Genomic DNA, 13,515 nt, shown 5'->3' with positions numbered 1-13,515 from the left:
TTAATAACAGTTATTTAACCAATCCACTAATCTCTGAATAGCATGCTTTAATTTCGCATGATCTTCCTCAGCATTTTCAAATGTTGAATGTAGCGTTTTTTTTGCTTGCTCCTCTAATGTGCAGCCCATAGATAAGTCCTCAGCTCCTTTAAAATGGGATTTTAAGGTAACTTCGCCCAATTGGTTGACAGCAGCAAAGCCATAACCTACAATTTCATTTCCATTACTGGCAACACTTAAGGGAAGACCAAAATCTGCTGTCAGCTTTGCTGTGTTCTGCTGTGTCAATTGATATAACCTCATTACTGCGCCTAGGTCGGATAGATACACTTTCCTAAATTCGATACCATTAGTTTTATGATTTTGTTCTTTCATAACTTATCGTTTGATTACAAAATTAACCATCAAATACATCTAGATACAGACACAGAAAAGCGATAGTTTTAGGTTACAGATATAAAAATGATTGTATCGTAGGATCGATTCAACTTCTCTACTTTTGTAGCCATCATCAAATTTGACTACTAATGAAAAAAGAATTAGCTATAGCACAGTGGAAGAGAAAAGAGCATTTTGAGTTTTTTAGAAAATTTGAAGAACCATTTCATGGGATCACTACCAAAATAGATTGTACAAAAGCTCACTGAAATGCAAAGGAAACCGTGTTATTCATTTAAGGATAGCGTACCCAAAATTTCTTTTGGTAAGCTCACTGAAATTAATGGAAAGCGAGAAATGAGTGTCTCTATCCATGTTCATCATGCCTTGATGGATGGTTATCATGTGGGAAAATTTATTGAAGCATTTCAGGAATTAATGAACAGATAGTTATAAAAATAGGTATAAAAGAACCGGCAATATTGCCGGTTCTTTTATACCTATTTTAATCTGGATACCTCTTCTATCCTATAAGTTTTTATGCCTTCGGGCATTTCCCAACTCAGCTCGGCTCCCTGGTTATAGCCTACCATTGCCACACCAATGGGTGATAAAATAGAAATCGTTTTGTTTTTATTTTTAGCCTTTGCTGGCGAAACAAGCACATAAGTAAACTCCTCTCCTGTTTCCAATTCTTTTACCCGGACTTTAGTATTCACAGTAACCACGTCGGCCGGAATATCTTTGTTTAAGATTTGCCTTGCATTTCTAAGTTCCAGCACCAGTTTTTCCTGGTTGTAAGTACTTAATTTTCTTCTTCTGATATGATCTTTTAAAAGATCGAATATTCCTGTTGATAATACGATTGATGTAGTCATAATAATAATGATTGATAATGATAAAAAATAAATAATTCGGTTTGCCCCAGTCTCTTATTTAGACTGAGGCGATCTACTCAAAATCCTTAAAATTTAAAGATTCGGCAGGCTCTTCTGATTTATTCAATATCCCATTCATTAATACTTCCCAGTAAAGGGCTTTTTTTTCCAATTTTTTCCTTCTCCATTTGCGATCTCTGAATTTATCGAAGAAGGTGATTGTTAGCGGGGTTTTATCATGATTGTGATAAATAAGCTCCATTTGAGTGCTTAGCTGCTTTTTTATCAACGTACAATTGTGCACCTCACTTAACTCAACAATCCGGATGATATTGTTTCTCAAGTCAATGTACAGCGCCTTATTCTTGATCATATCAAAACCTAAAGTCTTGTCCTGAAAATGATCTGTAATGGAAAGCTGCATTCTATTACTTGCAGCAATTTGTTTGGCAAATTCATGCAAACCCAGTTTATTTTTCTCTTTCCATATCCTGTACGTTCTAATCAGGACAATTGAAAGTAAAATGAAAGTAAGTGAAAATATAATTTGATCAGACATATTTAATAATTAAATGCCGGAACAGCAGCTTAAACCTGCTTTACCAGAAAAGACAATTGAAAGAGTAATTAAAGAAAGGACCCCAGACCTATTAAAAAGGTTGGGGCTTATTTAACAAAGTCCTTGCTACTTTTAAGAAATGAATCGCCCAATGAAGATTGGATAGATAAAAAACGGATAAACATCGCACTAGCCGTCCGCAATTGTCTTGCAAACTGCTCATTAGAAGCTCTGTTTAACTGTTTATATGAATTCATTAGGAACGAATGTAGCCCAATTCAGCATCATATAAAAATATTTAGCGCATAAGTACCAATTATTACAGTATTATGCCAATGTACTTAATATTTTATTCAGCGCTACTTAGGTTTGGGTAAATCAGCAGGAAAAGAGAGTAGGAAATTGGTATATTGGTTTCCAAAAGCTAATATTAACCATTGGAATTATAGTATATTACAAAAACATTTTTAACTATTAAGTGTTTTAAAAAAACCTAACACTTAATAGCTTACCTTATGAAAACAAGAAAAATACTAGCTGTAGTGAGCCTCTGTTTTTTAGGACTACAAGCTTGCCAAAGCCCTGAAAAAAGAGTGAAAACCGATCAATCTGAGACCGCCAAAACTCAGGCACCTGATGAAGCCATTATACCGGATACTTTAGGTCTAAACAGAGGAGCTAGCTTAACCATTTTTATGAATGAAGCTGCCCTGGATGGCATGATGGAAATAGAGCTAGGAAAACTAGCAGCCCAAAAAGCTACAAACATACATGTTGTGAGATTTGCAAAGCGGATGGTTAAAGATCACACAAAAATTGCTGATCGACTAAAAGTGTTGGCTGACAGTAAGAAAATAGCTTTACCAACTGTACTCCCAAAAGAAGATCAGGATCATATTGCCGAACTGCAGAAGATGCCGGTAAATGAATTCGAAAAACACTACATGGGAATGATGGTAAAAGGCCATGTGAAAGCGCTTGAGCTTTTTAAATCTGCAACAACATCTGGAGACTCGCCCCTTCAGAATTTTGCCATCCCATCATTACGCACAATTGAACAACATTATACTTTGGCCATGGACATCAACAAGCACTTAAAATAACTTTAAAGCCTTTTTAAGATCATTTTTGACATGATTCAGGTCTTTCCAAATATCGCCTTTGTCTTTTAATCGATCGGGCATATTAAAAATATGAAAATCCTGAATCTTTAAACCTACTTTAACCTCATCCCAATGAATTGGGGCAGATACCGTTGCTCCCGGTTTTGGTCTAACCGAATAAGGTGCAGCGATAGTCTGCCCTTTACTATTTTGCATAAAATCAAGGTAGATACGACCTTTACGTTTAGAAGGGCTTCGTTCCAGGCTTGTCGTATTTGGGTGTATTTCAAAAATAAGCTGCCCCAAATAACGAATGAAATCCCTCGTAATGTCATAATCATAGTTCCCCACAAGTGGAATAAATATATGTAGGCCCTTGGAACCCGACGTTTTAATAAATGAATTGATTTTCCGTTCATCCAACAACGATTTAGCGGTTAAGGCAACCGCAATCACTTCATTAAACTCGATATCATGGGGATCCAGGTCAAGTACGGCAAATAATGGCGCGTCAGGCTTTTTATAAGTACTTAACCAAGGATTGATCTCGATACAGCCAAGATTTGCCATCCACAGTAAAGTTGCTTCATCATTGCAGATCAGATAATCAATATCCTTATCGTTGCTATCCGAGTGCATCGGAGCATATTTAATCCAGGATGGGATTTTATCCGTATCCAAATCTTTCTGAAAGAAACCAGGCTCAGTAATACCATTCGGATGCCTGTTAAGGGACAAGGGTTTATCTTTTAAATATGGCAAAATGTACGTTGCAACCTGTTTATAATAATTAATCAATTCACCCTTACTGATTTTTTCCTTTGGCCAGTACAACTTATTTAGGTTAGTTAATTTTACTTTCTTACTGCCAAACTGTTCTTCTTTTTCGACAACCATTTCACTTTTCTTTTTATAAGGTTTCAAATCTTCTTCTGCTTCCTCAGGTACAACATCCTGGGCTCCTTTATCTGGGCGCAAACCTCTAAAAACAGGATGCCGCAGGTGCCGATCTGCTGTCCATTCGGAGTAAGTGACTTCACAAACCAGCACCGGCTTAACCCAGGTGAAGCTACGCTCTTTATGTACTTCTTCTTCAACTGGTTTTTGAGAGATGATCAGGGGCTCCACCTGTTCATATATTTCCTTTAAACTTTTTTCATTGTACCCTGACCCGCAATTGCCGATATAGGTAAGTACATTTCCTTCATAAATCGCCAAGGCCAGTGCACCAAAATAGGCTCTTCCGCCCTCCGGTTTCGAATAACCAATGATAATGGCCTCTTGGGTAAGTTGAAATTTAAACTTTAACCAGGAGTCCGTTCTTTTATTACTTAAATAATGGCTCTGACCATTTTTTGCAATTACACCTTCCCAACCTAGCTTTTCGGCTTCTTTAAACAGGGCTTCTCCATTACCTGATTGATGTTCATTATAGATGATTAGCGAATCGTCCAATCCTTGAATAATTTTACTTAACAGCTCCTTACGTTTAATGAGCTCCATGCTTCTGATATCATGACCATTTAAGGATAATAGATCAAATACATAGAACCTAAGTCGAATATTCTTTTTTTTATGATCGTAATCCTGTAACAGCTGAAAACTGGTTTTACCTATTTTGTCCAAAACCACAAGCTCGCCATCTATAACTGCTTCTAAACCCAAGGCCTTTAATGCATTCACAATTGAAGGATAAGTAGCACTAAAATCAATTCCATTTCTTGAGATCAGCTTAGCTGCACCTTTTGCACCGACGTAAGCCATTGCCCGGTATCCATCCAACTTTCGTTCGTAAATCCAATCAGGATCGTCAAATATATGGGCAGATAACTTAGCAAGCATCGGCTGAAAAACCTCATCGTCTTCCTTTTCTGAAGTATCTTCAAGCTCAGTGTGACTAGTTGACTTTCCCTTTTTAACTGACTTAGTCTGCTTCTTAAAATCAACTCCAAGTTTTTTTATTGTAGCCGGTACAAGATCTTCGCAATTAAACTTTCCTTTAACTGCATACTTATCATTGTGCTTAATCAACAGCCAGGCATTTTGCTCTGAATTTTTAAAGCGTACCAATGCAAATTCACCCTTCAGAATTTTACCATTGAGTCGAAACTTAAGGTCGCCCTGATTTAACCCTTTCTTCAAGTCTTTTTCCGTTCCCTTATCAAGTGCGGAGTAAGTGCCTTTATCAAAAATCGTAACTATGCCACCTCCGTAATTTCCAGCGGGTATTTCACCTTCAAAATCTTTATAATCATAGGGATGATCTTCCACCATCATAGCCAATCGTTTATCTCCTGGATTTAATGAAGGTCCTTTAGGCACTGCCCAACTTTTCAATACGCCATCCATTTCCAATCTAAAATCATAGTGTAAGCTAGAAGCATGATGGCGTTGCACAACGAAGCTCAGTTTTTTCCCTCTAGCCTTACCAGCGGCAGGTTCTTTGGTTTTACTGAAATCTCTTTTCTGTTTATATTTTTCTAAAGACATCATTAAAATATTAAGGTATCGATCAGGCTCTTTTATTTAAGCTTTCCATCAATTGATCGTATAAATCTTCGCTAACAGCTTTTTTAGGTTTAATCTTTTTAACCGTCGCCCGCTTACCTTTGGCCTTCGCATTAATGATCTTTAGCAATTCTTTTGAATAATCATTTTTAAACGATTCGATATTGAAAGGGGAAGTATATTGTTTAATTAAAGCCAGGCCAACTTCTAACTCTTTGGGGCTGATGGTAACTGCTTCTTTTAACTCCAACTCTTTTGTGTCACGGATTTCTTCCTGAAACCGAATCTTAGTGATCACAATAATCCCATTCATAGGGTGTATGACACAAAGGTTCTCACTATTTCTTAATACAAATCGGGCAACACCGGCCATTTTAGATTTCATTAGGGCCTTAAGCAATAAAACATATGCTCTTTTCCCTTGAGATTCTGGTTGCGTATAGTACGATGTCTCGTAATAAACCGGGTTAATTTCTGAGATGTTTACAAAATTCTCAATTTCTATAAGCTTGGTTTTCTCAGGCTTTACTTCTTCAAAATCATGATCGTCGAGCACGATATAACGATCTTTTAAAAAGTATCCTTTTACAATATGCTCATAAGCCACCTCCTTGTGGGTTTTCTCATTCACCCTTTTGAATCTTATATTGGCATGATCCCGCTCGTCCAACATATCCAAATCAAGGCTGCTACTGTGTACTCCTGAGTATAACTTAACAGGAATATTAACCAGGCCAAAGCCTATCGAACCGTTCCATATTGATCTCATTTCTGTAGAGTTTAATGTAAAAACAAACCGTTATGAAAAAGGTTCCAAAAAAATATTCAGCCCTTGTTGTAGCGAATCGACCACGACTAACGTTTATAATATACAATTACCCAATTATATGTCAGAAGAATTACAGCGGGAAATTCAAAAAGTTCCGGCAAGCCCAGATATGGATGCTGAGTTAATTTCAGCACTAACAACACTCTGTTTTCAGGAAGAAAGTTTAGTTGCATCTGACCTTCTTTTTGTATTTGGTTCGAATGTTCAGCATCGCGAAATCGCTGATATTATCTCCTACATGCTAAATGAAGGATTCGTAAATCAGGTTTTAATCACAGGCGGAATTGCAAACTACAGTGGCTCATTTTACAAAAAAAAGGCAGAATCAGAACTCATCAAGTCGTATATTCCTCTTGAAAAATATGCTGATAAAAAGATCTATATAGAAAACAAGTCTAAAAATATCATTGAGAATATCGTTGAAGCCAGAAAGATAATTTCATTTGCAAACATCAGGAGCATCACTTTTTTGTCGCACTCTTATGCCTCTACAAGAGCGGCATTATCCTTAAAAAGGTTTTTCCCAACTGTAGAATTGCATTGTATTCCTTTGCCCTTAACTACAGATATCTCCAAGTATCCAGTCAGCAAACAGATGTGGCCTAAAACATTGTATGGCCGTGATTTGATATGGGGAGAATATTTAAGATTGTTAACTTATGGGGAAAGAGGCGATTTCCCTATTGATGAGATCCGCAATGAGTTGGATCATGTTAAACAACTGTCTGAAAAAAAATCATTATCTGTAGCCTAACCATTTTAGCAGCCAGGCTACAAATAATGTATTAATTAGTTATACCGGTAATTTTATTGTCCTTTACACTAATTGCCTTACTGTTTCCTTCAACAAGCACAAACTTCTTTGCGGCAACTTTACCTGTCACATCTTTAACCACTGCATTCTGTACATTTTCGAATCTGATGATAGATTCTGCACCCGTGGTTTCTGGTAATTTCCAATCAGAGACTTCAACACCTATGCCATCCTCACATACCAATGCTGGTCTTAAATCATTACTAGCTAAATTGAATTTTACGTTTTTAAGCTTCAATCCTTTTACATGCCTTGCCCAAATCCCGTAAGCTGGTACGCGAGGCCCAAAGGTTTTAACCTCCGGATATTGATCTATTGCCTCTGGTACGGCCTGACGTGCATGTTCTGCCAATCCACCACCTGCCAAACTAATCTCGATGTTCTCCAAGGTTAAACCCGTAATGTAATGTCCGGGTACACCTGTTATTAATATCCCTGTTGGTGGCATCAGTTGTGCATTTGCCGAAGCGTTTGCTTTAACATTTCTAATCACTACGTTTTCAAATGTTCCAGTTGGTTGTTGGCTCTCGGTGTTTTTACGAAATACGCTCAACCTGGAACCTAAACGGAAAAGCATAGGCGTTCTTACATCTTCCATAGTAATGTCGGAAATCTCCACATTCCTCAAATTTGCCCCATCAACGGTAAGCAATTTTATTCCCCCATTTTTGGTTTCATAAATATGGCATTTCGAAATCTTGATATTTTCGAAAGCAGCCATAGACTCGGTCCCTATTTTAATGCCAGCCTGACTGCTTTTAAGGCGCAATCCGCTCACAACTATGTTTCTGCAAGGCATCATACTAGATGTGGTCTTAAATACCAAAGCATCATCCCCACTTACCACGTCGCAATCTTTAATAATTACATCCTGGCAACCATCAATACCAATTCCATCATTATGCGCTACGCCCACACTCTGGATTTTCACATTCTCAATGTGAAGGTTTTTACTCTGGAAGTAATGTGAAGTCCAGGCTCCGGCATACTTTAAGGTTACGTCTTTAACTGTTACACCCTCACAACGAACAATACGCACTAAAAATGGCCTCATTCCCCAGCGCTGTCCTTCCGGTCGCGTATCCGTCAGGATGTGTTTAGCCTTTATGGCCGAACCTTGCCCGTCAATGGTTCCATCACCCTCAAGTCCGATATTCTTTGCATCAACGGCCACTAAAAGTGCCCAGCCGACATCAATACCTAAGCCTTCTGTAAAAGGATCTAAGTTTTTGTAATCTTTCAGATCAACGCTACCCAATAGGACAGCATTTTTTTCAAAATGGATGGTACAATTGTCCTTTAATACAATAGTCCCAGAAAGAAATTTCCCTTCAGGAAAGATCACTTTGCCCCCACCTGATTGATGACATTCATCAATAGCTTTTTGTATGGCTGTTGTGTTTAAGGTCATGCCGTCTCCAACCGCTCCGTATTTGAGGATGTTGAAATCAGCAGCTTTTACAAAATTTGTAAAAGCTGCAAGCATTAATAAACTAACCAGTAATTTCATTTTAATTGTTTGGATCATTATCTATCTAAAGTATTTCTTTAGCCTTTTATTATCAAACCTTAAAACCAGCCAAGATTTTGAGGGTATTTAGGGCCCGTGGTTACAGCGTCAATTTGTTTTTGAGGTATTGGTCTCAAAACGTGAAAGGGCTTAATATTTGCTCCTGCTTCTGCGTTGTACAATTTCACCCTTTCTAAAAGCTTACCTGTTCTTACTAAATCCAACCAGCGTATATTTTCCCCGCATAATTCACGGGTTCTTTCATCTAAAATAAAATCAAGAGAAGGAATTGAAGTTACATTCATCACAGCTGGATTTGGATTTGGGTAAGCAGCCCTTCTTCTAACAATGTTAATATTATCTAGGGCATCTTGCTGAGTAGCACCCCCCATATAAGCTGCTTCCGCAGCAATTAGATAAGTTTCAGCTAAACGATAAACAATTACCGGACGAATAGATGGATAATTCAAGTCAGCACGTTTGGTATCATTGTATTTTTTCATATAAGGTGCCAATGTAAAATCATAACCATCCGGCGGAATCAATAAATACCTGGAGGCTGCGATTTTAGCTGGGCTTACAGCAAAGCCAGGCATAAAAATCGCCGTATCCCCAACTGCAAATTTATTTTGTTCAGGAATAGCTCCAGCAGGAGCTCCTGGAGGAAGTACTTTAGGCCACTTAGGGATAGATGAGGCATTGTTGCATATCCAGGTAGTTAGAAACGTTTTATTGTAGCGGGTATCATTTACTCTTTCCTGAAAAGCAACATCAGTTAACCACCTCGTAGGCGAGCAACGAATATATGGACGTCCGTATATCACTGAACGCATCATTCCCGGACGAAGTTCATATTGAGGAACCCACATGTGATTTAATACATTATCGGCACCACCACTATTATTTGGGCCATTGTAAGCAAGATTAGAAGTATGCTGAACATTCCACAATACTTCATTACTATTTTCATTTCCTTCTGCAAATACATCCCCAAAATCTTGCATTAATGACATACCGCCAGTAGTGATCACGGTCTTTGCCATGTTATAGGCGTCCGTATAATCTGTCGATTTTTTTGCTAGCGAACCAGCTCTGGTTAAGTAAACTTTAGCCAACAAATGTTGTGCTGCAACTCTTGTAAGTTCACCAGCGACAGCGCCCGTTGTTTTCGGATTTGCATATAAAGTTGGTGTAGCAATGGCCTCTTTAAGATCGTTCACAATAAAATCATACACTTCGGCCATTGGTTCACGTGTGCCTGATGTTTTAGGGGTGTTTTGAAAATTTTTATTTAAACTTACATCACCATAAAACTGAACCAGAAGGAAATAATAATTTGCCCTCAAAATCTTTGCTTCTGCTACACTTCTGCTGATCACATCAGCCGACAAACCAGTAACGATCAAAGAATTATCTATTACTCCATTACAAGTATTGATATTATAGTAACAATTTTTCCAAACCGCCTCAACTTGTCCATTTGTAGTGGTGTAATTACTATTGTATTTATTGATGCTGTTGTTTCCATCCTTACCAGTAAAAAACTCATCCGTTCCAATTACTGTCATGGTAAATAAATCCTGATTCCCCCAGAAAGAACGATTACCTGCGTATGCAGCATCCAATCCTTTTTGAAAGCCCTGTGCTGTTGAAAAATACTCAGGAGTTAACGTTGAATGCGGTTCTTCTATTAATGCATTTTTACATCCGGTAGCTGCTAAATACAGACAAGCTACGAAGCAAATAATATATTTCTTTTTCATACAATTAAAATTGAGTTAAAGCGTCATATTTAAACCAAAAACCATAGAATAACTAGCGGGTGTATCCACACCAACGTTGGGTCTATTATTAGTGGCCCCAGTATTACTTATAATTGATTCAGGATCTATCCCTTTGTATTTATTACGATATTCTGAAAACAAAATGAAAGCATCATTTACAGAAGTATAGACTCTCAATGCTTTGATTCCTAATTTAGACACTAGTTTTTGAGGCAAATTGTACCCCAATGCTAAAGTCCTTATTTTAACGAAAGTACCATCAAAATAGCCCAATGTTGAATTGTTTGGCGTATTGGTTGATGCCGCATTCGGCTTAGGCCAGAAATTCTCATTATTAGTTGGCGTCCAATAATTCACATCCAGATTGTTATAATTTCCCTGGAATGTATTGGCAAATCCACTATTGTGCATACTGCTTACAATAGTACTACCGAAACGGCCGAAAGCGACAACAGTAAAGTCGAAGTTTTTATAAGCAAATCTATTAGTAAAACCACCCGACCAATCTGGCTGGCTAGAACCAATGATTACCCTATCATCAGCTGTAATTTTACCGTCGTTATTCGTATCTGCAATCCTTATATTTCCTATCACGGAACTGGAACCAGTCAGCGTTAAGCCCAATCTTTTAGCTTCAGCAATGTCTTCAGGAGTATTTTGCCAGATACCTACTTTTTTTAAATCGAAAATAGTGCCGATAGGCTGTCCAGTAAATCTGTTATTGTCCGGGTCATTGATAATCCCATCTTGAAGTTGAGTAATTTTACCACGGTTAATGGAAGCATTAAAGTCTGTTGTCCATCTTACCTTATCTTTACCATCCCCATCAATGTTCACTGTACTGATCTGAAACTCTATCCCTTTATTCTCAGACTTCCCTACATTGGTAACATATGCATTTGGAATTCCAGTTGTAAAAGGAAGATTTTGTTGCAAAATAAGGTTATCAGTCCAAACATGATAAGCATCAATTGACCCTGTTATACGATTATTGAATACACCAAAATCCAAACCAAGATTCGCCGTCGCACTATACTCCCAAGCCAGTTTTGGATTAGGCACACTAGCTAAGAATAATCCGGTAGTTGTTTTATCGCCAAAATTATAAACCACCCCATCAAGCGAGCCAAGCGTTGAATAAGGGTCGATTGCAGTATTTCCTACCGATCCATAAGAAAGTCTCAGTTTCAAATTTGAAATGGCCGATATCTTCTTAATAAAATTTTCCTGACTGATGTTCCATGCAGCTGCAGCAGAAGGGAATGTTTTATATTTTGCACCAGGAGCAAGTCGTGATGAGGCATCAGAACGTAAGGTCAGGGTTAACAAGTATTTATCCTTATAACCGTAATTTACTCTTCCCATATAAGAAAGCAATGACCATTCGTTAAAACTTCCTGTAGCAGTAAGATTTGAGCCAAGTTCTGGATTATAATACCACAGTGCATCCGCAACGAGGTTATTATTGTTAAAAGAATTACGCTGGTTTTCATCTTTCTGAAAGCTGAATAAACCCGTGAAGTTTAATTTATGATCTTTGGCAATCACTTTATCGTAGGTTAAGATATTCTCCAGCGTATAATCTGTTCTGAACTCAGTTCTATTGCTAGATGTTGATAAGCCACCAAGGTTATTTGAGGTTGCACTTCCGTAGAAATTGCCATAAATATCGGTTTTAAGTTCAGCCCCAGCATTAAATCTGTACTTTAACCCTTCAGTTATATAGGCTTCCGCATATAGGGTAGTGAAAGTTCCAAAACGTTTACGGTTCTCTACTTTAGCACCATCAACAAAATCGGCTAGTGGATTCCATACCTGATTTGCACTTCCTGGTACAAAGCCCCATAATTTACCCGTTTCATCATAAGGGGTAGCTAATGGACTAGCGCGGAGTACCTGGCCCATTGGATTGAAGCCTTCTCCTTTAGTCAAGCTATAAGTATTAAAACTGTTCAACCCAACTTTAAAATATTTACCTAATTTCTGATCAACACTTATTTTAGCGGAATAGCGTGTAAAAGCCTGACCAGGATAAATTCCTGTTTCATTGTGATACCCCCCAGATAGCGCATATTGGGTCTTTTCTGATCCTCCAGAAACTGCGATCTGGTGATTATTTGTAATCCCATTTTTATAAATCAGATCTTGCCAGTCAGTACTGCGCCCCATTTTAATGGACTCCAATTCTTGCGGAGCAAAAATACCGTCCAGCGCTGGATCATCTATTCCTGAATACTTCGTTGTACCATTAACGGTAGCCCATTTTTTTAACAATGCAAACTGAGCGCCATCCATGACGTCAATTTTCCCCAAATTCTTGGTAACCCCGGCATAACCACTATAGGTAACCACAGCCTCACCTATTTTCCCTTTTTTAGTCGTTACCAAAATCACACCGTTTGCACCCCTTGAACCATAAATCGCTGTTGAAGATGCATCTTTAAGCACCTCAACTGAAGCGATATCATCTGGATTCAAATCATTGATGCTTCCAGTATATGGAATACCATCTACAACAAATAACGGATCATTATTTGCAAGAAGGGAGCGTACTCCCCGAATCCTAATTACTGGCGTGGCTCCCGGTTTACTGTTACCCCCGCTTTTTTGAATATCTAAACCAGCACCTCTTCCTTGTAAAGCCTGTGATAGGTTGGTTACAGGAACATCAGCAAGGGCCTTTTCTCCAATAGAGACAATAGAACCTGTAATGTCAGATTTTTTCTGCGTTCCATATCCCACTACGATAACTTCTGATAGTGTTTTATTTTCGGCAACTAGTGTTACATTTATTATTGATCTGTTTTCTACTGCAATTTCCTGAGAAATATATCCAATAGAAGAAAATATTAATGTTCCTGTACCATCAGGAATTGTTAAACTGTAATTACCGTTTCCTTCAGTTGAAGTAGATTTCGTACTTCCCTTCAACTTTACAATGACACCCGGCAAAGGGCCGTTCACATCAGATACTTTACCTTTTACTGTTAATTGGTTTTTAAAATGAATTACCTTATTGATTGAGTCATATTTTCCAAGAGCATCTACCGCACTACAACACAATAAAAAAATCATGATATACCAATAGGAGGATGTTGTTCGATTAATCATAATTGATTGGTTATTTGGTTAAAAATTGATTAACCTAAATT

Annotated in this window: 12 protein-coding genes; 3 read left to right on the top strand and 9 right to left on the bottom strand. The window is 37.9% G+C overall.

The genetic code is table 11. The features are described from left to right. Entirely contained in the window at window positions 1-375 is a 375-nt protein-coding gene (locus tag BLS35_RS11150) for a hypothetical protein (protein ID WP_090780867.1), read from the bottom strand. 273 nt (window positions 376-648) lie between these two features. On the opposite strand from BLS35_RS11150, the gene BLS35_RS28165 reads away from it, so the two are divergent. Next, window positions 649-828, top strand: coding sequence for a CatA-like O-acetyltransferase (locus BLS35_RS28165; protein WP_090780865.1), 180 nt, complete (start codon window positions 649-651; stop codon window positions 826-828). Between the two features lie 50 nt (window positions 829-878). Here BLS35_RS28165 and BLS35_RS11140 read toward each other — a convergent pair whose 3' ends face one another. From BLS35_RS11140 to BLS35_RS27770, 3 genes are all read right to left on the bottom strand, one after another. After that, window positions 879-1,256, bottom strand: coding sequence for a GreA/GreB family elongation factor (locus tag BLS35_RS11140; RefSeq protein ID WP_090780864.1), 378 nt, complete (start codon window positions 1,254-1,256; stop codon window positions 879-881). Window positions 1,257-1,329: 73 nt separating this feature from the next. Next, complete coding sequence (locus tag BLS35_RS11135; RefSeq protein ID WP_090780862.1) at window positions 1,330-1,815, bottom strand: hypothetical protein; 486 nt, start codon at window positions 1,813-1,815, stop codon at window positions 1,330-1,332. Between the two features lie 107 nt (window positions 1,816-1,922). Next, window positions 1,923-2,072: a hypothetical protein gene (locus BLS35_RS27770; protein ID WP_165973245.1), complete on the bottom strand. Its 150-nt coding sequence runs from the start codon at window positions 2,070-2,072 to the stop codon at window positions 1,923-1,925. A gap of 258 nt (window positions 2,073-2,330) precedes the next feature. Here BLS35_RS27770 and BLS35_RS11130 point away from each other — a divergent pair, with 258 nt between their 5' ends. Continuing rightward, complete coding sequence (locus tag BLS35_RS11130; protein WP_090780861.1) at window positions 2,331-2,918, top strand: DUF4142 domain-containing protein; 588 nt, start codon at window positions 2,331-2,333, stop codon at window positions 2,916-2,918. On the opposite strand, the gene ligD is transcribed toward BLS35_RS11130, so the two are convergent. After that, window positions 2,910-5,411: a DNA ligase D gene (gene ligD, locus BLS35_RS11125; RefSeq protein ID WP_090780859.1), complete on the bottom strand. Its 2,502-nt coding sequence runs from the start codon at window positions 5,409-5,411 to the stop codon at window positions 2,910-2,912. The genes BLS35_RS11130 and ligD overlap by 9 nt on opposite strands. A 19-nt stretch (window positions 5,412-5,430) precedes the next feature. Beyond that, window positions 5,431-6,195, bottom strand: a complete 765-nt coding sequence (locus BLS35_RS11120; RefSeq protein WP_090780856.1) for a non-homologous end joining protein Ku — start codon at window positions 6,193-6,195, stop codon at window positions 5,431-5,433. Between the two features lie 118 nt (window positions 6,196-6,313). On the opposite strand from BLS35_RS11120, the gene BLS35_RS11115 reads away from it, so the two are divergent. Further along, window positions 6,314-7,009: a YdcF family protein gene (locus BLS35_RS11115; protein WP_090780854.1), complete on the top strand. Its 696-nt coding sequence runs from the start codon at window positions 6,314-6,316 to the stop codon at window positions 7,007-7,009. 31 nt (window positions 7,010-7,040) lie between these two features. Here the strand turns inward: BLS35_RS11115 and BLS35_RS11110 are convergent, their stop codons facing one another. The 3 genes from BLS35_RS11110 to BLS35_RS11100 are packed head-to-tail and all read right to left on the bottom strand — an operon-like array spanning window position 7,041 to window position 13,474. Then, complete coding sequence (locus BLS35_RS11110; RefSeq protein WP_165973246.1) at window positions 7,041-8,579, bottom strand: glycoside hydrolase family 28 protein; 1,539 nt, start codon at window positions 8,577-8,579, stop codon at window positions 7,041-7,043. Window positions 8,580-8,638: 59 nt separating this feature from the next. Next, window positions 8,639-10,342, bottom strand: a complete 1,704-nt coding sequence (locus tag BLS35_RS11105) for a RagB/SusD family nutrient uptake outer membrane protein (protein ID WP_090780849.1) — start codon at window positions 10,340-10,342, stop codon at window positions 8,639-8,641. Between the two features lie 15 nt (window positions 10,343-10,357). Next, the gene (locus BLS35_RS11100) at window positions 10,358-13,474 is read right to left on the bottom strand and encodes a SusC/RagA family TonB-linked outer membrane protein (protein WP_090780847.1); all 3,117 of its coding nucleotides are present in this window, start codon (window positions 13,472-13,474) and stop codon (window positions 10,358-10,360) included. Between the last annotated feature and the right edge of the window lie 41 nt (window positions 13,475-13,515).

Origin of the sequence: Pedobacter sp. ok626 (assembly GCF_900100435.1) — a bacterium.
Lineage (GTDB): Bacteria > Bacteroidota > Bacteroidia > Sphingobacteriales > Sphingobacteriaceae > Pedobacter.
This window is presented reverse-complemented; position numbering and strand designations above follow the sequence as displayed.